Source organism: Loktanella sp. IMCC34160 (assembly GCF_004145845.1).
GTDB lineage: Bacteria > Pseudomonadota > Alphaproteobacteria > Rhodobacterales > Rhodobacteraceae > SELP01.
In genome coordinates this window covers 216,195-237,396 of the sequence record NZ_SELP01000002.1, presented here as the reverse complement: position 1 = coordinate 237,396, position 21,202 = coordinate 216,195, and the positions used below count along the sequence as shown (strand labels likewise).

Below are 21,202 nucleotides of genomic sequence, written 5' to 3'. Positions count from 1 at the left end.
GCCCAATCGGGGGACCGCCGCGACCTGCCCTAGCCAAAGGATGGGGCATGAACCATGCCGGGATGTGGCAGATGCGTCGGAACCGCCGCAGCCGCAGGGATCCGCACATAATCCGGCAGGGCGGGAACCGGCATCGCCATAACCGCGTATTTGTGCCCGTCATCCGCGTTCACATAGGGGTCGCACCACAGGTCTGTCGGATGGCCCAGCTTGTTCAGCGCCCGATGCAGCCACAGGTTTGATAGCGACATCAGGATCTTGCCGCCGCGTGGCCGGGCAATATCGACAAGCCCATCCACGATCAGGCCAAGCACGGAAATCCGTTCCCGCATCGATTTGACCTTGTCCGACACGACCAGCCGGGTGCATTCCCAAACCGTGTCCGTCACCATGTCCGGCTCGATCAGGGCCGGTATCTCGGGAAGGGTCCCCAACGCGGCATCCCGCAGCATGTAGCTATGGCTTCCCCAGTTCGCGGAACACGGCAAGGTGCGCGCGCCCGCGATCACCTCGCCATCGTCATCCAGAACCAGCGAATAGAACGCCAGCGGGTTGTCGTATTGGTCCATTTCCACTCTGGCGTTATGTGGAATTCCCCAGTTCAACGTGTCCACAAAGAATGCCTTTCGCAGTGCCAGATAGTCTTCGAAAGCAGCCCCATGGCGGTGCATCCCCAGCAGATCGAAAGTGATATTTTGCACGCCAACTCTCCTCTTGGTTGTGTTGTATTAGCTACAATATCCTGTAGATTGCATCTTAATTATCTCAAGTTGTAGCAAAGTGATAATCACTCTCCTATTCTTAACGCTTGATTAAGCATTAACAGAAGGTTGCATCAGTTCAGGCCATGAACCGATGAAAACCCTTGTTTTCCGGATGTTTGGGATAGGGCGAAAAAACGCCGATGGACGTCTTGTCGCGGGGCGCGCTGTTTTGGCAACGCTCCACCGCCCTGACGGGAGTGGCGCAGCAGCGAATCAATCAGGGGAAATGGATCAGATCAGGCCAAATCCGCTCGCCAAAGTAACCGCCTGGGGCGCAGTCTGCGCCCCGAGCTTCGTTTTGGCGTTGCGGATACGTTGCTTTACGGCACCTTCGCTGACCCCCAACTCATGGGCGATCTGCTTCAGGCGAAGGCCCTGCTTTACCATCACCAGCGCCTCGATCTCGGCCTGAGTCAGGTTGGTTGGCGGAGCCTTTTGGAAGTGCAGCGCGTGCAGATGGCCGGACAGGCGCGCGATCTCGGCCTTGGTGAATTCCCTGTCCGGTCGTGCAAAGGACCCGAACGACCGCTGGCCTTCCGCGGAATCGTCGGCACAGCAGATCGCCAGACCAAATCGCAGACCGAAATTGTAAGCCCTTTCAAAGACTTTCTGCGGGTCCGGCAGGTCGATGTCACTCCAGCGGACGGCCCCTGTATTCACATAGACCCAGCGGATGACCGGGTCGTGCAACATGAACCTGTTGGCCGTGTAATGTTCGATCCATTGCGTCGGAAGCGCGTTGATTTCTTCAAGCGGAAAGGCAAAACCCAACCGAAGCGCAAGGTAGTACCCCGACGGGGCAAGATGCTCCAACTCTTCGGCAGTCAATGTTTCGTTTTGCGGGCTTTCGCTCACTCTGAAGATCTTTCCCGGCGTCAGTCTTTGATTGTTGGACCGTCAGTTTTATGACAGGCTCTTGTGATGTTACCTAATGTTATCGGTGTTCGACAGGCAACCTAAAAGGGGAAAAGCAACGCCATGAATACAACCGCAGAGATTCGTCGTATCCTTACGACCATGCAGGACATCGCTCCGGCGGGATTTGCGATTGCTTTTCATATCCAGTTCACGACTCCGGCGTTCCTGTTCCAAACTTACCCCAAAGAATGGATCAATCTCTACAACAAACGCGGGATGGTCATGCAAGACCCGATCGTCGGCTTCGGCTTTGAAAACAACGGAACGATCCGTTGGTCCGAACTTGCTGCCAACGACCCTGCCGAAGTCCTGTCGGAAGCAAGTAAATATGGGCTTGTCTACGGTATGGCCTGTGGCATCGAAGACGGCGGAAGCCGCTCTGTCGCCGGTTTCGCCCGCAGTGACCGGGAATTGACCGATGCCGAGATCGACCAGTTGCAAGGTCTTGTTCAGGATCTGCACACCATGACGGCAGAGGCGAAATCCGTCTCGCCCGAGGTCCGCGAAGATCTGCGCCGCATGTCCATTTCCTTCACACACCCCTAAATCCCCAACCGCGCGAGCAAGCGGAGCGCCTGTGGTTGACGTTGCGTCAACCAATTCCCAAAGGCTCGGATTTGTAGCATTTTCGGCTACGATTCGGGGGATTCCGCCAAATCTTGCAAAGGGTCCGTAACCCGCTGTTTACGGGATTCGTGGTCATCTCGGGGTGTCCCTGTCCTGACTGGCCGCACCCGATGACCCTAACCCAGCCGATCGATCCCCCTACCCCGTCCCCGCCCGCACGAACCATCAGCCGCCGCCGTAAGGCCGCGATGGTGGTGCAGCTGTTGTTGAAGGAAGGTGCCCCCTTGGGGCTGTCCCAACTGCCCGAAGACCTGCAACTGCAACTGACCCGCGAACTTGGCGGTCTGAAGGTCATCGACCATACGACACTCAACACCGTGATCGAGGAATTCTCGCGAGAGTTGGAACAAGTCGCGCTGACTGCGCCCGACGGGGTCGAGGCGGCGCTGGCTGCCCTGAGTGATACCCTAAGCCCGCGAGCCGCCGCCCGGCTTCGCGAGGAAAACGCCCGCGCCAAGGGGGGCGATCCCTGGCAGCAGGTTCTGGCGCTGGAGGTTCCCGACCTCGTTTCGCTGATGGAAACCGAAAGCACCGAGGTTTGCGCCGTCGCCCTGTCGAAACTCCCCGTTGCCCGCGCCGCAGAGGTCCTGGGTAAGCTGCCCGGCGAACGGGCCCGGCGGATCACCTATGCCGTCTCGCAAACCGGGGCCGTGACACCCGATGCGGTGGCCCGAATAGGCGCCTCGCTCGCCGCCGACTACTCCAATCGCCCGATGCCCGCCTTCGACGTCCACCCGTCGCAGCGGATCGGCGCCATTCTGAATTCCAGCGGGGCCGATACCCGCGATGCCCTGCTCGAAGCGCTTGGCACCGACGACCCTGCCCTTGCCGACGAGGTCCGCAAGGCGATCTTTACCTTCCCCGACATCCCCGCACGTCTGCTTCCCAACGATGTGCCCAAGGTCATCCGCGAGGTCGAAGGCGCCGCCCTTGTCACCGCGCTGGCCTATTCCGTCTCGGTCGGCGGGGATTCTGCGGCCGCCGTCGATTTCATCCTGTCGAACATGTCGCAACGCATGGCCGACCAACTGCGCGAGGAAATGGGCGAACGCGGCAAGATCAAGAAATCCGATGGCGAAGGTGCGCAGGCGCTTCTGATCGGTGCGATCCGGGCAAAGGCCGACGCGGGCGACATCACCCTGATCGAGGCTGAGGAGGACGAGGACTAGCGCCCCTACCCTTCGATATGGAGATAGACCCGGCGGTTCTGTTTGCCCTTCTTTTCGATCTTCCCCAAACGAACCCGGCCAATTTCGGTGGTGCGCGCCACATGGGTTCCGCCGCAGGGCTGAAGATCGACAGTTGTGTCACCGGCACCAATCCGCACAAGGCGGATGTGTCCTGCCCCCCGTGGCGGCTGTACCGACATGGTCTTCACCAGCCCGGGATTGGCATCCAGCTCGGCCTCGGTGATCCATTCGTCGGCGACGGGAAGATCGCGGCCGATCAACTCGTTCAGCGCTTCCTCAAGCGCTTCCTTGTCCTCGGGTGCCTCGGGCATGTCGAAATCCAGCCGCCCCTTGTCTGCGGAAATCGACCCGCCGGTGACCGGCAGCGGGATCACCACGGACAAAAGATGCAAGGCCGTGTGGACCCGCATATGCCGGTGGCGGCGTTCCCAATCCAAAACCTGCATGACCGCGCGACCCACCTGCGGCAGGGCCGACGGCTCTGCCGGGACAAGGACGATCGCCTCCCCTTCGCCCTTGACCGTTGTGGCCACATCGATCCCGCCACCGTCCCAGGTCAGGCGCCCGCTGTCGCCCGGCTGTCCGCCCGCCGTGGGATAGAAGATCGACCGGTCCAGCACGATCCCCCCTTCTTCGGTGATCGCGACCACCTTGGCGGAAGCGTCCCGCAAATAGGCGTCAGCGCGGAAAAGCGGCTCTGTCATCTGTCGTCCTCCGTCTTGCCGGCTGCGTCATCTGCCCGAAGCGCCTCGGGATTGCGCAGCCAGATATCGCGCTGCGCAAAGGGAATCTCGATCCCCTCCTCGGCAAATCGCTTGGCGATGGCGTGGTTGATCTCGGATTTCACATTCATCACAAAATTCACGTCCCGCAGGATCGCCCGGATCTCGAAATCAAGGCTGTCGGCCCCAAAGCCGACGAACAGGACATTCGGCGGCGGCGCCATCACGACCATCGGGTTTGCCTCGGCAATCTCGCGCAGGATACCGGCGACACGGGCGGTATCCGTGCCATAGGCCACGCCAACCGGGACGATCACCCGACCGACCGAATTGCCGCGGGTCCAGTTCGTGACCTGCCCGCTGACAAGATCGGCGTTTGGCACGATCACATCGGTCCGGTCAAAAGTCTCGATCCGGGTGGACCGAACCGAGATATCCCGGACATAGCCCATCTGCCCCCCGACCTCGATCCAGTCGCCTTCGGCGATGGGCCGTTCGATCAGCAGGATGATTCCCGAGACAAAATTCGACACGATGTTCTGAAGGCCGAACCCGATCCCGACCGACAGCGCGCCCGCGACAATCGCCAGCCCCGACAGGTCGATCCCGGCGGCGGTGATCGCGGCGAGTGCCGCAAGGAAGATCCCGACATAGCCCAGACCGGCGACAACGGCATTCTGCCCGCCGACATCCAGCCGCGTCTTGGGCAGGACCGAATTGCGCAGCGTCCCCTGCACCAGCCGGGTCAGGGTATAGCCAACCGCGAACACGATGGCGAAAGTTATGAAATCGGTGGGGGAAATCCGGGTCTCGCCAATTGCGAAACCTTCGCTAAACCGGGTCCAGATCTCGGTCAGGTCGGTGACCCGCGCCCCCCAGATCAGCGCAAAGGCCGGAAGTGACAGAAGGACCAGCGCAAACCCCAGCAGCACAGGCGCAAGCGCGTCATCCCCCGATTGCCGCCCCGTCAGGATCAGCCCGTAGATGTCGAAGATCAGCCGCTGCAACAGGACCAGCGCCCCGATCAGGGCAAGGGATTCGACCGCCGGGTAAAGGGCCGCCTCGGATGCGGCGCGAAACCCGATCAGGGCGGCCAGCGGCGCCAGCCCCGCGATGATCATGGCGACCCGGCCAATCATGCGGAAGATCCGGGTCCGGTAGGTCTTGTCGCGCGTGGTCTCGATCACCAGCGCGTCGCCGCCTTCGGTGCCGACCTCTGCCCCATCGCCGGACGCCCCACCATGGGCAAGCAACTGACCGAAGCGAAACAACAGCACAGCCGACAGAAGATGCACGGGGAACAACAGTGCCGCCGCCCCGCCCGCATCGACCCGAGAGATCGACACAATCCCTGACACGAGGATGAACAGCCCCAATGCCCAGCCCAGCAACCCGGTCAGCCGGGCCGCGGTCGCCCGCCCCTCCGGGCCCACATGAAGCGCCTGTTCAAACTCTTCCTGAAACAACCGCCGGGCCAGCCATTTGGCCGTGATCACCATCGCCGCCGCTTCGGGAAGCGTGTTGAGCAGGCTGCGCCCGCGCGGCCCCAGAAGCTGAAGGATATCCACCGCCTCGACCAGCAGGACAATCCCGGCAATGGGCAAAAGCAGTTCACCAAGCGACAGGACAAAGTCCCGCACCCCCTGCGCGCGCAGCCCCGACAGCGGCAGCAGCCCCCGCGCGCGTTCCATCCAGCGCCTGCCATGCGCCATGAACAGCATCCCCAACAGCACGAAGAGGACGGATTGCGGCAAGCGGTCCAATGCGGCTTTGCGGCGTTCGTCGATCGACAGGACGGTATGGGCCTCGGACACGACCGAGGTAACGGACCCGCTGACCGCGGCCAGCGCGTCGGGCCAATGCGCGGGGTTCAACGGCGACGGATCGCGCTTGGTCAGTTCTGTCGTCTGCCGGTCCCGCAATTGCCGGTCGATCTCGCCGACCATGCCGTTGGCGCGGCTGCGGGCCTCTGCCGCCAGCAGTCCGGGCGCCCTCAGGCGGGCCAACTGCCGGTCAAGCGCATCGCGCCGGGCAGAAACACGCGGGTCTTCGGTTCCCGTTTCCGGTGCCGGACCCAGCGCCGCGATCTGGTCGCGGATCGTGGCCAGACGTTGTTCGTTGCGGTTCTGAACGGCATCGAACCGGTCGCGCCAGACAACCAGAAAGGCACGGGTTTCTTCAAGGATGAAGGCCGGCTCGGCACCATCGGAAATCACGGCCTCGGCCTGTTCGGCCTGCGCCTCCCATTCGGCATAGTCCAGCCCGGTTTCCGGCAGCTCGATCTCAGCCGGGACCGCGCCTTCGTCAACCGGGCCTGCCGCCGGATCGGCCAGAACCGGCTCCGGTGCATCCTGTGCGAAGGCCGGGGCCGCCAGCCCGCAAAGGGCCAGCCCCAAACAGAACCAAAGGGTCCTCAGGCCTGTCATATGTCCTCGAACACACCGGGGATCGACTGCGGGCCACGATCCAGCCAACCCGGAACCGGCAGCCCCTTGTCCTTCAGGAAATCGGGGTTGAACAGCTTGGACTGGTAGCGCGTGCCATAGTCGCAAAGAACCGTGACAATCGTATGCCCCGGCCCCATTTCGCGGGCCATGCGGATGGCCCCGGCCACGTTGATCCCGGACGATCCGCCAAGGCACAGGCCCTCGTGTTCCAAAAGGTCAAAGACGATCGGCAGCGCCTCGGCATCGGGGATGTTGAAGGCCATGTCGGGCGTAAACCCTTCAAGGTTGGCGGTGATCCGCCCCTGCCCGATCCCTTCGGTGATCGACCCGCCCTCGGCCTTGTGTTCGCCGGTGGTGTAATAGTTGAACAGCGTCGCGCCATCCGGATCGGCCAGACCGATCTTCACGCCCTTGGGCTGAAGCGCCATGCCCACCCCGGCCAGCGTCCCGCCGGACCCGACCGCGCAGATGAACCCGTCGACCTTGCCGCCGGTCTGGTCCCAGATTTCGGGGCCGGTGGTCTCGATATGGGCCTGACGGTTGGCGACGTTGTCAAACTGGTTGGCCCAGATGACGCCCTCGTTCCTGGTCTTCGCCAGTTCCTCGGCCAGACGCCCGGAATAGCGGACGTAGTTGTTGGGATTGCGGTAGGGCGCAGCAGGCACCTGAACCAGTTCCGCCCCGGCCAGCCGCAGCATGTCCTTCTTTTCCTGGCTTTGGGTTTCGGGGATAACGATGACCGTCTTGAACCCCATCGACGCGCCCACCAGCGCCAGGCCGATCCCGGTATTCCCGGCCGTGCCCTCCACGATGGTCCCGCCCGGCTTTAGCAGGCCCCTTTCCACCGCGTCCTTGATGATGAACAGCGCCGCCCGATCCTTGACCGACTGGCCCGGGTTCATGAATTCCGCCTTGCCCAGAATGGTGCAGCCCGTGACCTCGGACGCGGCGCGCAGCTTGATCAGGGGCGTGTTGCCGATACTGGCGGCGAGGTCGGGCTTGATCTGCATCTTCGGGCCTTTCATTCAGCGTGGCATGGCCCGGCGAACCGGGCGTTGATCCATGTGTATGGGCGGGGGCGCGGGAACTCAAGCAGGGGCGGCGGTCAACCGGTCTTTGTTCCGGTCCAGCCAGTACAGCATCGAGATCAGCGGCCCGGCGTTCACCTCGCCCGTGTCGATCAGGGCAAGCGCCTCGGCCAGCGGCAGGATATGCAGCCGCAGGTCTTCCGCTTCCTCTTCCAGCCCGCCGGAATACTGCTGTGCTCCGCCCAGATCAGCCACCCCGGCATAGCAATAGAAATAGTCCGTCGATCCCCCCGGAGAGGCGTAATAGTCGAACATATGATGCAGGGTAATCTGCCCCAGCGCGGCCTCTTCCTCGGCCTCGCGGCGGGCGGCGGCGGCGGGGGTTTCACCCGCGTCAACGATCCCCGCAACGGGTTCAAGGACCCAAGGGTTCGCGTCGCCCCGCATGAAAGGGCCAACCCGGAACTGTTCAACCAGCAGCACAAGGCCCCGCGCCGGGTCATAAGGCAGCACCAGCGCCGCATCGACTGCGTGGAAGACCTCGCGCGGCAAGGGGCCGCTGTCGGACCCGTCGAACCGGTCATGCGACAGGGTCGCCTGCCGGAACTTGTAGAACCCGCCAGTTGGCGGCGTGGCGGACAACACGCGCGCATCGCCGGGGGTGGAGGTCCGACGGTGGGTGGCCGGGGCCGCATTGGCCGCCGCGCGGGCGCGGGCATAGGCCCGCATCCGGATCATGCCCCACTGCCGGGCCAGATCCTCCCCGGACAGCCGGGGGGCATGGGCGGCGATCTCCTCGGCGGCGTACAGCGTCACCTCGCCATCCTCGGCAAACCAGTCATCCATCGACCACGGATCGCCGCTGGCCGCCTGCGCCACCGGTGGCAAATAGACCTCAGCGGGCAATTCGCCCGCTGTCGCCCGGACCGTCACCGGCGACCGGACGTACCCAAAGGGAAGTTCATAGGCATCCAGCCGATCCAGCTGTTCCGCCGACAGGCCGCGTAACAACAGGCCCTCGGCCTCGGACCCGTCGCGCTGCACGATCATCGGCAAGGGGCTGTCCCGGACCCGGTCCACGGCATAGCCCGGCAAGGTGGCCGGTTCCGCCACCGCAGGTCCCGGCCCGCCAATCAGGTCAAGCAGCCGGGGATGGCGCAGCGTGCCATACAGGAAAAGGTCCATCCTCAGGACGCTCGCTTGCCCACGAATTCGACAATCAGCGCGGCGATGATCGACCCGATGAACAGGGCGCCCAGAACCTCGGCAGTCGCCAGCATCTGCCCGGTTTCGACCCCGATTTCAAAAATGCTGACGACAGCCTCGACCGGGCCATCATAGCGTTTGTCCAGCGACCGTTCGACCATCTCGACGGCGGAGTTTCCGAACAAAGCCCAGAAGATGATGGCCGCCGCCGTGGTGACCCCGTAGCTGAGCGCGGCGTTCAGCCCCATTCCGGCCCGCTTGCCCGCCACGACCCAGCCCATCAGGATGCCAAAGCCCGTGTTAATGCCGGTCCAAAAGGTCGGCATCGTTCCTTCGGGAAAGATCGGGATGCACAACTGCGAAACATACCAGGCCAATGCCCCGAAAAGCACGGCGGCGACAAGTTTGCCCATGGTTGGCATGGACTGCCCTCCTCTGCTGTCGGTCGCCGCCTTCTGTTCTGGCCCTAGGCCGGGCGGCTGACCGTAATCTGCGTCACGTCGCAGTTTCCGCTATGGAAGGTCCCCGCGCAAGAGGTGAGGTAGAAGTTCCACATCCGGCGGAACCGGTCGTCAAAGCCCAGCGCCGCGACCTGATCCCATTTGTCGTTGAAGACCTCGTGCCAGCGCCGCAGCGTCTGGCTGTAGCTTTCGCCGAATTCGACCGACCGGGCGACAGAAAGCCCCGCCTTTTCCACCTCGGCCCGCAGCACCGTGGGCGAGGGCAGCATCCCGCCGGGGAAGATGTATTTCTGGATGAAATCGACCCCGCGCCGATAGACCTCCCACCGTTTGTCCTGAACGGTGATGATCTGAAGCGTGGCATTCCGGCCCGGTTTCAGGCACTGGCGAACCTTTTCGAAATAGACCGGCCAGTATTTCTCGCCCACGGCTTCGAACATCTCGATGCTGGCGATGCCATCGTATTGGCCCACCTCGTCCCGATAGTCCTGCAACTTGAAGGTCACACGGTCGGAAAGCCCGGCCTTTTCAATGCGGTCAACGGCGTACTTGAACTGTTCCTTGGAAATCGTCAGGCAGGTGACCTTCATGCCGCGCTTGGCCGCCGCATATTCGGCAAAGCCACCCCAGCCACAGCCGATTTCCAGAATATGGTCGCCTTCCTGCGCGCCCATCTGGTCCAACATCGAGGCGTATTTCTGCTCCTGCGCCTTCTCAAGGCTTTCCTGCCCCGTTTCGAACTTGGCGCTGGAATAGGTCATGCTTTCGTCCAGCCACAGGCTGTAGAAGTCGTTCCCAAGGTCATAGTGGTAAGAGATATTCTTTTTTGCCTGCGACTTGGTGTTGGACTGCATCCAGAACCGAAGCTTCTCGTAGGCCCGCACAAGAAACTGACCGGGGAACCCGTCATAGATCTCCTCGGCCTCATCATGGACAAGGTCCATGAAGGTCATCAGGTCCGGCGTGGACCACCAACCGTCCAGATAGGCCTCGGAAAACCCAAGGTCGCCCTCGCGGATCAGGCGGGCAAAGCAATCCGGATTATGAATATGCAGTTCGGCGACATAGCCCGGCTCTGCGCCCTCCGCCCGGAACACGCGCCCATCCGGCAGGACCATATCCAGACGTCCCCGCTTAATCTGGCTGACCTTTTCGAAAACGGGTGCGAAGTATCGCGGCAGATCGCTCTGCCCTTTGGTGGTTGTCAGGATCATCCCCACTCCTGTCTTTGTCGCCGATGTGTCCCGGCTGTTTCTTCAAATTCTAATACGACCGGCAAAAAAGTCACTACCGGCATCACTCGCGGTCGGCCTTCCATGCCTCATAGGCTGAAAGCGCCCTTTTTCGGCCTGCCTCGGGCGTCACGACGGGCGCGGGATACCGGGCCTCACGCGCCAGCCCCCACGAGGCCGGAACCGCATCGAAATAGGCCAACGCGGTGTCTGGCGGCTGCCCCTGCTCCTCGGCGATCCAGCGCCGGATGTAGGATTGGTCGGGGTCGAATTTTTCCTGTTGGCCGACCGGATTGAACACCCGGAAATAGGGGGCGGCATCCGGCCCGCAGCCCGCAACCCATTGCCAGCCCATCGCATTGGCAGCCCAGTCCCAATCGGTCAGGCAATCGGCGAACCAGTGCATCCCGATCCGCCAATCCGCCATCAGGTGCTTGGTCAGGTAAGAGGCAACGATCATCCGGGCCCGGTTATGCATCCGGCCAGTCACATACATTTCCCGAAGCCCGGCATCCACGGCCGGGATCCCGGTGCGCGCCTGTTTCCACGCCACCACCTCGGGCCGGTCTTCATCCGTATCCCACGGAAAGCCCGCCCATTCCGGGCGCCAGTTTTCCGTGGCCAGCCCCGGGCAATGGTGCGCCAGATGCCAGGCGAACTCGCGCCAGACCAGTTCCTTCAGGAAATGCTCCGCCCCTGCAGCGCCCTCTTCCATCGCCCGGCGTCCCGCATGCCAGATGGTGCGCGGCGATATTTCGCCATAGGACAGCCCTTCGGACAGACCGGATGTTGCATCCTCGGCAAGGAAATCACGCCGCGCCTTGTAGCCTTCGACGCGTCGTTCCAGGAAGCTGCCCAGCATGTCCGCCGCCGCGTCTTCACCCGGCGACTGCCAGCCCCGGACGATGTCCGCGCCCCGGCGCATCGGCACGTCCATCCGCCAATCAGAAAGACTGTCCGAGGCGGGCCAGACCTCTGGCGCGAAAATCCGGGCCGGGCGTGGCATGGGCAGACCGGGGTCGCGGTCCTTCACCGCCCGCCAATAGGGCGAATAGACCTTGTAATACCCGCCCTGCCCCGTTTCGACGGTCCAGGGTTCGAACAGGACCGCGCCACCAAAGGACCGGGCGTCGACCCCTTCGGCCCTCAGGGCGGCCTTAACCTCTGTATCGCGGGCCTTGCTGTCCGGGTCATAGGCACGGGTCCACCAGACCGCCCCGGCCCCGGTTTCAGCGATCAGCGCCCGCAGCACCTCCAGCGCCCGGCCCCGGCGCAGGATCAGGCGGCTGCCATGCCGGCCCAGCGCATCGCCGAAGGACTCAACCGCCAGCCCAAGCCGGAACCGGGGTGCGGCGCCCAAAGTCGCAGTGACCTCATCATCCAGAAACACCGGAATGACACGGCGGCCCGTTTGCGCCGCCTCGTGCAGGGCCGGATGATCCGACAGCCGCAGATCGCGGCGGAACCACAGAATGATTGGGGATGATGACACGCGTAAACCCTGCCCGTTTTTCTTACTTACGTCCGGCGTCCCCCCGTGGATCGCAAAAAAACACGAAAACCGTTTGCGCAACCATGGGGCGACAATACCCGCAATTGGGCCAAACTGTCGCATTGCGAACATCATGGGGCGTTGCCGAACCACCCGACCGCGCCCACAAGACCCACCCTGTTCAAAATCTTCAAGACCCCGGCCAACGGCGGCGTGATTCATTCAAGAGGGGACAAAATGGCGATTAAACCACCATTTACCGAACTGCATATTCCGAAGGCGCCTTCGGGGTTCTACGAAGGGCACAGCCTGCCCATCGCGCTTATTTCCAAGGTGTCCATGTCGCTGCTGGTGATCTGGGCCCTTGTCTGGCCCGCCAACGCCGGCAGCACGCTGGGCAGCCTGAACTGGCGGCTTCTGGAAACATTCAACAGCTTCTACATCATCATCGTCGGGTTCTTTGCCTTCTTCCTGCTGGCCGTGGCCGTACTGCCCTCGGGGCGAAAGGTCATGGGTCGCGAAGGCGAAAAGCCGGAGTTTTCCAACTTCTCGTGGTTCTCGATGATGTTCGGCGCCGGTCTGGGCGTCGGCCTGATGGTCTTTGCCACTGCCGAACCGCTGGGCCTCTGGGGGTCGAACCCTGTTGTCATCTCCGGCGCGGTTGCAGGCGGCACCGAAGAGGCCCTGCAATCGGGCTATCGCTATACCTTCCTGCACTACGGGTTCCACGCATGGGTGATCTACGTCGTGACAGGCCTGTCGCTGGCCTATTACGCCTATACGCGTGACATGCCCCTGACGATCCGCTCGGCGCTGACGCCGCTGTTTGGTCGCTATGTCAACGGCTTCTTCGGCCATATCGTCGACGTTCTGGGTATCGTCGCCACGATCCTTGGCGTGTCCGTCACCATCGGGTTCGGCGTTAGCCAGTTCATCGACGGGGTCTATGCGGTCACTGGTATGGAATGGGTCATGAACATGGGCGCCGAGGTGCCGACCCCGTCCAAGGTCGGGCTGATTGCCGGTCTGGTCGTGATCATGGGGCTGTCGATCATCTCGGCTGTCTCGGGTGTCGGGCGCGGGGTGAAATACCTGTCCAACCTGAACCTTGTGATGTCGATCATCCTGCTGCTGACCTTCGTTGTCTTCGGGTCATTCGTCTTTGCGATGACCACCTATGGCAGTGCTCTGGTCGACTACATCCTGCACTTCGTGCAGCTGTCCTTCGGCGCATGGGGGCCGCAATCCGCCGTCGATTTCGCCTCTCTGCTTCCGGCAGAGGCGCAACCGCTGGCCGAAAGCCTGTCAGGCGCGCAGAACCCCTGGGGATCGTTCGATAGCTTTGTCGCCGGTCTGGAAGGCGACGCCGCCGCCCTGCCGCCGGAAACCCTTGCCGCCGTTTACGAGGCGGGCAATGCCGGACGCCAGTTCGGCTGGCAGGCGGGCTGGACTACCTTCTACTGGGCCTGGTGGATTGCCTTCTCGCCCTTCGTCGGCCTGTTCCTTGCCCGCATTTCCAAGGGCCGGTCGGTGCGTGAATTCATCGTCGGCTGTGTCATCGCTCCGGCACTGGTCTGCTTTGCCTGGATGACCATCCTTGGCGGCACCGCGATCGACCTTGAACTTTCGGGCGCGGCAGAGGGCGCGATCACCGGCGCATCGAACACAAACAAACTGTTCGTGACGCTCCAGATCATGCTGGGAGACGGGGCGTTCCTAAGCGGGATCACCGTCATGTGCGTGGTTCTGGTGATGACCTTCCTTGTCACCTCAGCGGACTCGGGCATCCTTGTGATGAACACGATCATGTCCGGCGGCGAACAGGAAACCGGGATCAAGCACCGCATCATCTGGGGCATCCTGCTGACCCTCGTGATCGGCGCGCTGCTACTGGCCGCGGGCGAGGAAAACCCGATGAACGCGCTGCAATCGGCGATGATCATCGGCGCCTTGCCCTTTACCATGGTCATGGGGCTGATGTGCGTGGCGCTGGCCAAGGCGCTGTATCGCGACAGCCTGCGGGAAAAGCACGGGGTTGCGGGCGAATAGCCCCGACCCGACCTGAAAACGCGAAACGGCGCCGGTCTCCCGGCGCCGTTTTCATTTTGGCACTCTGATTTGCGATCAGGCGTTCACATCCACCACGACCCGGCCCTTAACCTGACCCTTCAGGATGTCGCGGCCCAGACCCGGCAGGTCGGACAGGGTGGCGGGCTGCACCATCGCCTCAAGCTTGTCCATCGGCAGATCGCTGGCGATCCGCTGCCAGGCGCGGACGCGGTTGTCATAGGGCTGCATCACGCTGTCGATCCCCAATAGGTTCACGCCCCGCAGAATGAAGGGGGTGATCAACGCGCCGTCGATGGCCGCCCCACCGGCAAGGCCGATGGCGGCCACGGAGGACCCGTATTGCATCTGCTTCAGCACCCGGCCCAGCATCGCGCCAGCAACCGCATCGACGCAGCCGCCCCAGCGTTCGGCCTCCAGCGGCTTGCGGGTCACTTCGGTCAGTTCGTCACGGGCGATAATCTCGCTCGCGCCAAGGCCGGTCAGATAGTCGGCCTGCTCCGGGCGCCCGGTGACGGCGGCAACCTGATGGCCCAGCTTGGCCAGGATCGCGGTCGCGACCGACCCGACCCCGCCAGCGGCACCTGTCACCAGAACCGGACCATCCGTGATCCCCTGATCTTCCAGCGCCATGACCGCCAGCATCGCCGTCAGCCCGGCGGTGCCCACGGCCATTGCCTGCCGCGTGGTCAGCCCCTCGGGCAGCGGCACCAGCATATCGGCCTTGACCCGCGCCTTCTGCGCATAGCCGCCCCAGCGGTTTTCGCCGACGCGCCAGCCGGTCAGAACCACCTTGTCGCCGGGCTTGTAACGGGCATCCTCCGATGCCTCGACCGTGCCGGCAAAGTCGATCCCCGGCACATGCGGGTAGCTGCGGACAAGCCCGCCGCCCGGTCCGATGCACAGCCCATCCTTGTAGTTCACGGTCGAATAATCCACCGCGACCAGAACCTCGCCCTCGGGCAGCTGATCGACCGAGACCTCCTCGACCTGGGCCGAGGTCTTGCCGCTTTCTTCGTCTTTCCGCACCACCAGCGCGTTGAACATATCAATCTCCTTCTTGTGCAGGCTGACCTGCATTGGTCTGGACCCGTGGACGCGTGACTGCGCCCGTCAGATCCAGAATTTATCCTTCACGACCGCCTTGCGCGGCCCGGCGACGGTTTCCACCTCCAGCGCGGTGCCCGCATCCCAGTGGGCGCGGTCCACCATGCCGATGGCCACATTTGTCTTGAAATCGGGGGACCAGATCGCCGTCGTGACCTGGCCAACCTCTTTGCCGCCCGCGCGCAACGGCCAGGCAAAGTTGATCGGGGGAATGTCGCCCATGATTTCGATCGGGCGGATTTGCTGCGTGGGTTCCGACCGGGCCAAGAGCCCCGCCTTGCCGATGTAATCGCGCGGCGAGTTGACGAATTTACCCAAGCCGCATTCAAACGGCGTGTTGTCGCGGGTCATGTCATTGCCATAGCTGAGCAGCCCCGCTTCGACCCGTTCCATGGTCGAGGGGCAGCCGGCCCGCACGTTCAGGTCTGCACCCGCCGCGAACAGGGCATCCCACAGGGGCATACCGATGTCCGACCCATCCACGTAAATCTCGAACCCGCCCTGTTTGGAATAGCCCGACCGGGCCACGACCAGTTCGCGCCCCATGAACGGCAAACGTTTGTAGCGGAAGAACCGGATGTCGCGCGCGATGTCGCCAAAGACGCGGGCCATCAGGTCATCCGATTTCGGGCCCTGCACCGCCAGCGGGCTGACGTCAGGTTCGAACACCTGCGCATCCAGCCCCAGCGCGTCGCGCACACCGACCACATATTGCAGATAGTCGCTGTCAGCGACGGAAATCCAGAATCGGTCCTCTGCCAGCTTGACCAGCACCGGATCGTTCAGCATCCCACCGTCCCGGTCAATCGCGGGCATGTAGTAGCATTGATCCATCGCCATCTTGTCCAGATCGCGCGGGCTAATCAGGTCCAGAAGGCGGCGGGCGTCCGGCCCAACCACCTCGACCTGACGTTCACAGGCCACGTCCCAGACCTGCACATGGGTCTTGAGGTGGCGATAGTCTTCTTCCTGCCCGGCGAACACCGACGGCAGGATCATCCGGTTGTAAACCGTGCAGACAGACATGCCCGCGGCTGTCACCCCCGGCGTAAAGGGGGTGGACCGAACGCGGCGGGACGGAAAGATGGATGCCATTTTACACCTGTGTTGAAAGAATTAGCGCGGGCCGTGCCAGTCGATCTGGCAGATCTCGGCCGACCGTCCGTCAAAGTCCCAGACCCGGCCGAAGGCGCGGACCTTGCCCAGATCGGCCTTGGCGACGGTGATGTCGGGGCCCATCCAGTATTCGGTATTGTGCACGACGATATCCTCGCCGCCCTTGCCCGGAACCGGGGTGATCGACCCCTGAATCTTCTTGCCGACCATCAGGCGGCGGGTCTTGCCTTCGGTCTCGAACACCACCGGCGCGCGTTCGGCGCCAAGGAATTCGCTGACCAAAACCTTGAACAACCCCGTGGTGCCACGTGCCTTGCCCGAGAAGATGCGCAAGAGCCCCTCGTAGGCGTCATAGCTGGCCCGTTCGTCGATATAGGCGGCGGCCTTCCAGTTGCCGCGCCCCATCTTGCCCGGAATTTCCAGCAGAAGGCCGACGTTCAGCCCCGACAGATCTTCGTCGCCATAATGGCCGCTGTCGATCCGGATCCCGGCCCAGCCCATGCAGTACCCTTCGGTCGGCGGATGTTCCCCAAGGCTGATCACGCAGGGACAGAAGACCGTGCAGTTGCAGTTCAGGATCAACTCGCCCTTGATCGCCCAGGGCGTCTGGCTTTGGTCCACCGGGCCCGCCGCCGGATGGCGGTTCGAGATTTTGGCGGGGGCTTTGATCTTGTCAGAGGCCATGGGGCATCCTTTCGGTTAGACAACAAAGGGAAGCGGGGCCGCGCAGATCAGCACGATCCCGGCAGGGCGGGTCAGGAAGCGGCCAAGGCCGGGCAGCTTCTCGAAAGTCATGAAAAGGGTGGCAAGGCCCATCCACCACAGGGCCATCGTGCCGCCGACAAAGGCCAAGAGCATCAGCGCCCAGCAGCATCCGAAACAGACGATCCCAAGGTCAACGCCCATGCGCAGGGCCGCGCGGGCACCGGGTTTCCAGCGTTCCATGAAAAAGGTCATCGGCATCCGGCATTTGGACAGGCAGGCGTCCTTGAAACGGGTGAATTGATAGCCGCCCGCCACGATCAAAAGGCCCGAGGTCAGCCAGGGCGACAGGCTTTGCCCCAGCGGCGACAAAAGACCCGCGCGGGACAGCGCCCATTGCGCCACGGCCCCTGCCCCGGCACCAATCAACCACACCAGACCATAGCCGGTCACCAGCGCCACGAACCCGGCCGTGGTTCCGGCCCCGGCCTGCCGCAGGTCATCATAGGTGCGAAAGGCGGGCACGGCGGTGGGCAACATCATCGCCAGCACCATCAGCGCCCACATCAGGAAAAGGGCGCCCAGATCGGCCTCGGCCGCCGCCGCGCACAGGCTTTCCCAAATCTCCGCCGGAAGGTCCGCGCCGGGCAACCCGCGCGACATGATCACCACGCCAGCCCAGCCCAGAAGGATCGCGGCATAGATACCCAACCACACGAAACCGGCCCCGCCAATGCGGGGCAAACGCCGTTTCAGGGTGGCGCTGGTATCGGACATGAACCCTCCCAAGGTGCGGAATCAGCTTGTCGGGCTGCCGCCTTGAAACTAGGCTCTGCCCATATGGCAGAAATGTCAAACAATTAATGTCTGACAATTGAAGGGGGCCGGATGGCGCCGATCTACAAACTGGGCAAGGAAGAAGGCGAGCTGCCGATCCGCATCGCCGCCGCCATCCGCGATGCCATTGTCGAGGGGCGGCTGATCGTCGATCAGCGGTTGCCATCCGAATCCGAACTGGCCGATGAGTTCGGGGTCTCCCGGCCCACCGTGCGCGAGGCGCTGAAACGGCTGGCCGCGCAAAACCTGATCCGCACCCAGCGCGGCGCGACCGGCGGGGCCTTTGTCAACCGGCTGTCGTTTCAAGAGGCCTATGGCCAGCAGATCACCACATCGACCCTGCTTCTGTCGATGAACCAGGTCGATTTCGAAACCGCCTGCGAGGCGCGCTATACGCTGGAACGGGCCGTTGCCCGGCTGTCGGCGGAACGGCATGACGCCGACCAGATGGCCACCATGCGGGCGGAAATTCACCGGCAGGCCCAGCCGGGGCTGTCCGACGAAAGCTTCTGCGCCTCGGACGTGGCCTTTCACCGGGCGCTGGTGGACGGGGCGCAGAACCCGGTGCTGTCCTATCAGCTGGCCGGCGCGGTCGAAGCGATGCAGCCCCTGATGAACATGATTACCTTCACCCAACGCAACCGTGCCCGGATCGTGGACCTGCACACGGCCATCGCCGACGGGATCGAAGCCGGGGACGGCAAGGCGGTGGACGAAAACCTCGCCGCGCTTTGCGACTACACGATCACGCTTGGGGTCGCGGCAATGGAGGCACGGGCGGCGAAGAACGGCTGAACGCGCAGACCGTACTTTGTTCGGGGTATCCTCCAGCGGCAACGGGGACTGTCGCCGCGCCCGCCCCGCGGGGGCGGTTCGGGCGCTGCCAGATCTTTGTTCTGGCATTCATCGCTATGCTAGTGCTTACGCTCTTGCACAGTCGGGGCGCTTTCAATCGCCCCCTTTTCAAACACCCCCACGCCCCCTATATCTAACCTGTCTCCTTCGGGGGACTATGGGCATAAACGTGCGTGAAATAAGCGGATCGGACCCGGGGGCGGTACCCGGCGGCTCCACCAAACATCCCTCGTTGGGGGCAGATGGGGCCGAAATAGGATCGACGAACGTGTAAAGACGTGGCTTTGTCCCGGTGAGCTACCACCGTTATCGGTGCGAAAAGTACAATTGCCAACGACAATCGTGCTCCGATCGCTCTGGCTGCCTAAGCAGTCCGAAAGATCGAAAATTAAGTCCTTGGGCTTTGCAGCCTAAGGCGGGGTTCGGAGGTACCTGGCAACAGAAACCTCCACTTTCCCAACATACTAAAGGCCAGCGTTGATCCAAAACCGCATCCCCTGCATAGTCAGGACATCAGGATGGGGATTGCATGGCACTGGACATCATCGGCGCCGGATACGGCCGCACCGGAACGGAGTCGCTGCGCAGCGCGCTGGAGGTGCTGGGCTTTGGTCCCTGCCACCATATGCACGCCATCCGCGACACGCCCGCCCTGCTGCCCGCGTGGCAAGAGTTTGCGGACGGAAAGCATCGGGACTGGGACCGCCTGTTTGACGGGTTCCGGTCGCAGGTGGATTTTCCCGGCGCGGCCTATTGGCGGGACCTGATCGTGCAGTATCCCGACGCCCGCGTGATCCTGACCATCCGCGACCCCGAGAAATGGTACGACAGCGTACTGGCCTCGGTTCTGGAATTGATGAACAAACGCGAGACGCTGACCAACCCACACCACCGGGCCGTTCTGGACCTGTCGGACCGGCTGGTCGGCGAGGCCTATTTCGGCGGGCGCGGGCCGGACCGCGACCACATGATCGCCCGCTTCCGGCAACATACCCAAAACGTCATCGATACGGTGCCAGCCGACCGGCTGCTGGTCTATCAGGTGGCTGAAGGCTGGGGCCCGCTCTGCGCCTTTCTGGACGTGCCCGTTCCCGATGCCCCCTTCCCCCACGCGAATGACGCGGCCTCCTACCGCGACCACTGGGACGGGCCGTCCCCCGGCTGATCCAAGATGTGAGGATCGAAAATGCTACTGCGCGCCGCACTGCTTGCCCTTGCCCTGCCCTTCGGGCCGGTCCGTGCGTGCGAAACCGCGCTTCTGCTGGCCATCGACGTGTCGAACTCCATCGACGTGGCGGAATACCGGCTTCAGACCGACGGGTTGGCCGATGCGCTGCGCGACCCGGAAATCATCGACGCGCTGGTACAGGGACAGGTGGCGCTGGCGGTCGTGCAATGGTCCGGCGTCGACCGGCAGGAGCTGACCATCCCGTGGGAACGGATGTCCAGCCCGACCGAGGTCGAGCTGTTTTCCAACCGTGCCCGGATCATGCCGCGGGCCTTTGTGATGTCCGACACCGCCCCAGCCGAAGCAATCACCTTCTCCATCTCGCAATTCGACGCGGTTCGGGATTGCCGCCGCCACATCATCGACGTGTCGGGCGACGGCACGGCAAACGCGGGGGCCGACGTGCGCCGCCTCCGGACCGAGGCGGAACGGCGCGGAATCACCATCAACGGGATCGCGATCGAGTCCATGGGCCTTGCCATCACCGGGTTTTTTCAGCGGGCAATCATCACCCGCGACGGCTTTGTGATCACCGCGCGTGGCTATCGCGACTACCCGGAAGCGATCCGCACCAAGATCCTGCGAGAGGTCAGCCGGATTTTCGGCTGATGCGTCCGGCCTGGGCCGAAGACGCCCCCTTTCATCCGGTTCCGAATCCCGTATGCTGCACCCAAGCGACCAACAGGGGGCCAATGCGTGCGACACTCCATCGACTACGGATCACTCATGCATCGGGCCATGCGCGGCCTGATCCAGGAAGTCCTCGAACGGGTGCAGCGCGAGGGCCTGCCGGGCAACCATCATTTCTTCATCACCTTCGACACGCTCCATCCCGATGTGGAACTGGCCGATTGGCTGTCTGACCGGTATCCGGGGGACATGACCATCGTCATCCAGCACTGGTTCGACAAGCTGGAGGTGACGGACGACGGCTTTGCCATCACGCTTAATTTCGGCAATCAGCCGGAACCGCTTTATGTTCCCTTTGACGCGATCAAGACCTTCGTCGATCCGTCGGTCGAATTTGGCCTGCGCTTTGAAAGCCAGGACTCCTCGGACGAAGAGGACGAGGATGACATCGAGGACGAGGACGACGAAGCCCCGATGGATGAGATGGTGGAACCCGATGCCGCGCCCAAGCGCGGCGAGGCCGAGGTTGTCAGCCTCGACAAGTTCCGGAAATAACCTTTGCGGCATTTCGCC

The 21,202-nt window shown here is 63.1% G+C and carries 20 protein-coding genes and 1 other RNA gene; 8 read left to right on the top strand and 13 right to left on the bottom strand.

The window, feature by feature from the left end:
- Positions 1-29 precede the first annotated feature (29 nt).
- Both EU803_RS05435 and EU803_RS05430 read right to left on the bottom strand, forming a co-directional pair.
- Positions 30-701: an acyl-homoserine-lactone synthase gene (locus tag EU803_RS05435; RefSeq protein ID WP_129680585.1), complete on the bottom strand. Its 672-nt coding sequence runs from the start codon at positions 699-701 to the stop codon at positions 30-32.
- A gap of 294 nt (positions 702-995) precedes the next feature.
- Positions 996-1,619, bottom strand: coding sequence for a LuxR family transcriptional regulator (locus EU803_RS05430; protein ID WP_242494289.1), 624 nt, complete (start codon positions 1,617-1,619; stop codon positions 996-998).
- Between the two features lie 162 nt (positions 1,620-1,781).
- On the opposite strand from EU803_RS05430, the gene EU803_RS05425 reads away from it, so the two are divergent.
- Entirely contained in the window at positions 1,782-2,228 is a 447-nt protein-coding gene (locus EU803_RS05425; RefSeq protein WP_207209169.1) for an autoinducer binding domain-containing protein, read from the top strand.
- A gap of 191 nt (positions 2,229-2,419) precedes the next feature.
- A complete protein-coding gene (locus EU803_RS05420) occupies positions 2,420-3,478 on the top strand; it encodes a FliG C-terminal domain-containing protein (RefSeq protein ID WP_129680580.1) in 1,059 nt (352 codons plus the stop codon).
- Between the two features lie 5 nt (positions 3,479-3,483).
- On the opposite strand, the gene EU803_RS05415 is transcribed toward EU803_RS05420, so the two are convergent.
- From EU803_RS05415 to EU803_RS05385, 7 genes are all read right to left on the bottom strand, one after another.
- Positions 3,484-4,203, bottom strand: coding sequence for an alanyl-tRNA editing protein (locus EU803_RS05415; protein WP_129680578.1), 720 nt, complete (start codon positions 4,201-4,203; stop codon positions 3,484-3,486).
- Positions 4,200-6,647 (bottom strand): DUF3772 domain-containing protein, encoded by a 2,448-nt coding sequence (locus tag EU803_RS05410; protein ID WP_129680576.1) that lies wholly within the window; start codon positions 6,645-6,647, stop codon positions 4,200-4,202. Before EU803_RS05410 ends, EU803_RS05415 begins: the two co-directional genes overlap by 4 nt.
- Positions 6,644-7,678, bottom strand: coding sequence for a cysteine synthase A (locus EU803_RS05405; RefSeq protein ID WP_129681574.1), 1,035 nt, complete (start codon positions 7,676-7,678; stop codon positions 6,644-6,646). The genes EU803_RS05410 and EU803_RS05405 overlap by 4 nt, the downstream gene beginning before the upstream one ends.
- A 78-nt stretch (positions 7,679-7,756) precedes the next feature.
- A complete protein-coding gene (locus tag EU803_RS05400) occupies positions 7,757-8,881 on the bottom strand; it encodes a gamma-glutamylcyclotransferase (protein WP_129680574.1) in 1,125 nt (374 codons plus the stop codon).
- A 2-nt stretch (positions 8,882-8,883) separates the two neighbouring features.
- The gene (locus tag EU803_RS05395) at positions 8,884-9,324 is read right to left on the bottom strand and encodes a TrgA family protein (protein ID WP_129680572.1); all 441 of its coding nucleotides are present in this window, start codon (positions 9,322-9,324) and stop codon (positions 8,884-8,886) included.
- Between the two features lie 44 nt (positions 9,325-9,368).
- Positions 9,369-10,577, bottom strand: coding sequence for a cyclopropane-fatty-acyl-phospholipid synthase family protein (locus tag EU803_RS05390; RefSeq protein ID WP_129680570.1), 1,209 nt, complete (start codon positions 10,575-10,577; stop codon positions 9,369-9,371).
- Between the two features lie 82 nt (positions 10,578-10,659).
- Positions 10,660-12,087: a deoxyribodipyrimidine photo-lyase gene (locus tag EU803_RS05385; protein ID WP_129680568.1), complete on the bottom strand. Its 1,428-nt coding sequence runs from the start codon at positions 12,085-12,087 to the stop codon at positions 10,660-10,662.
- A 237-nt stretch (positions 12,088-12,324) separates the two neighbouring features.
- On the opposite strand from EU803_RS05385, the gene EU803_RS05380 reads away from it, so the two are divergent.
- Positions 12,325-14,136: a BCCT family transporter gene (locus tag EU803_RS05380; RefSeq protein WP_129680566.1), complete on the top strand. Its 1,812-nt coding sequence runs from the start codon at positions 12,325-12,327 to the stop codon at positions 14,134-14,136.
- 75 nt (positions 14,137-14,211) lie between these two features.
- Here EU803_RS05380 and EU803_RS05375 read toward each other — a convergent pair whose 3' ends face one another.
- The 4 genes from EU803_RS05375 to EU803_RS05360 all read right to left on the bottom strand — a co-directional run bounded on the left by EU803_RS05375 (position 14,212) and on the right by EU803_RS05360 (position 17,856).
- Positions 14,212-15,201: an oxidoreductase gene (locus EU803_RS05375; protein ID WP_129681572.1), complete on the bottom strand. Its 990-nt coding sequence runs from the start codon at positions 15,199-15,201 to the stop codon at positions 14,212-14,214.
- 66 nt (positions 15,202-15,267) lie between these two features.
- Positions 15,268-16,356, bottom strand: coding sequence for a dimethylsulfoniopropionate demethylase (locus EU803_RS05370; RefSeq protein ID WP_129680564.1), 1,089 nt, complete (start codon positions 16,354-16,356; stop codon positions 15,268-15,270).
- A gap of 21 nt (positions 16,357-16,377) precedes the next feature.
- Positions 16,378-17,061, bottom strand: a complete 684-nt coding sequence (locus tag EU803_RS05365; protein ID WP_129680563.1) for a DUF1326 domain-containing protein — start codon at positions 17,059-17,061, stop codon at positions 16,378-16,380.
- A gap of 15 nt (positions 17,062-17,076) precedes the next feature.
- Positions 17,077-17,856, bottom strand: a complete 780-nt coding sequence (locus tag EU803_RS05360; RefSeq protein ID WP_129680561.1) for a DUF2182 domain-containing protein — start codon at positions 17,854-17,856, stop codon at positions 17,077-17,079.
- Between the two features lie 111 nt (positions 17,857-17,967).
- Here EU803_RS05360 and EU803_RS05355 point away from each other — a divergent pair, with 111 nt between their 5' ends.
- The 5 genes from EU803_RS05355 (at position 17,968) to EU803_RS05335 (ending at position 21,184) form a co-directional block, all read left to right on the top strand.
- The gene (locus tag EU803_RS05355) at positions 17,968-18,711 is read left to right on the top strand and encodes a GntR family transcriptional regulator (RefSeq protein WP_129680559.1); all 744 of its coding nucleotides are present in this window, start codon (positions 17,968-17,970) and stop codon (positions 18,709-18,711) included.
- A 161-nt stretch (positions 18,712-18,872) separates the two neighbouring features.
- Positions 18,873-19,224: a transfer-messenger RNA gene (gene ssrA, locus EU803_RS05350) on the top strand.
- A 76-nt stretch (positions 19,225-19,300) separates the two neighbouring features.
- Positions 19,301-19,936: a sulfotransferase family protein gene (locus tag EU803_RS05345; RefSeq protein ID WP_129680557.1), complete on the top strand. Its 636-nt coding sequence runs from the start codon at positions 19,301-19,303 to the stop codon at positions 19,934-19,936.
- 21 nt (positions 19,937-19,957) lie between these two features.
- A complete protein-coding gene (locus EU803_RS05340; protein WP_129680555.1) occupies positions 19,958-20,608 on the top strand; it encodes a DUF1194 domain-containing protein in 651 nt (216 codons plus the stop codon).
- A gap of 87 nt (positions 20,609-20,695) precedes the next feature.
- Complete coding sequence (locus EU803_RS05335) at positions 20,696-21,184, top strand: ClpXP protease specificity-enhancing factor SspB (protein ID WP_242494288.1); 489 nt, start codon at positions 20,696-20,698, stop codon at positions 21,182-21,184.
- The last annotated feature ends 18 nt before the right edge of the window (positions 21,185-21,202 follow it).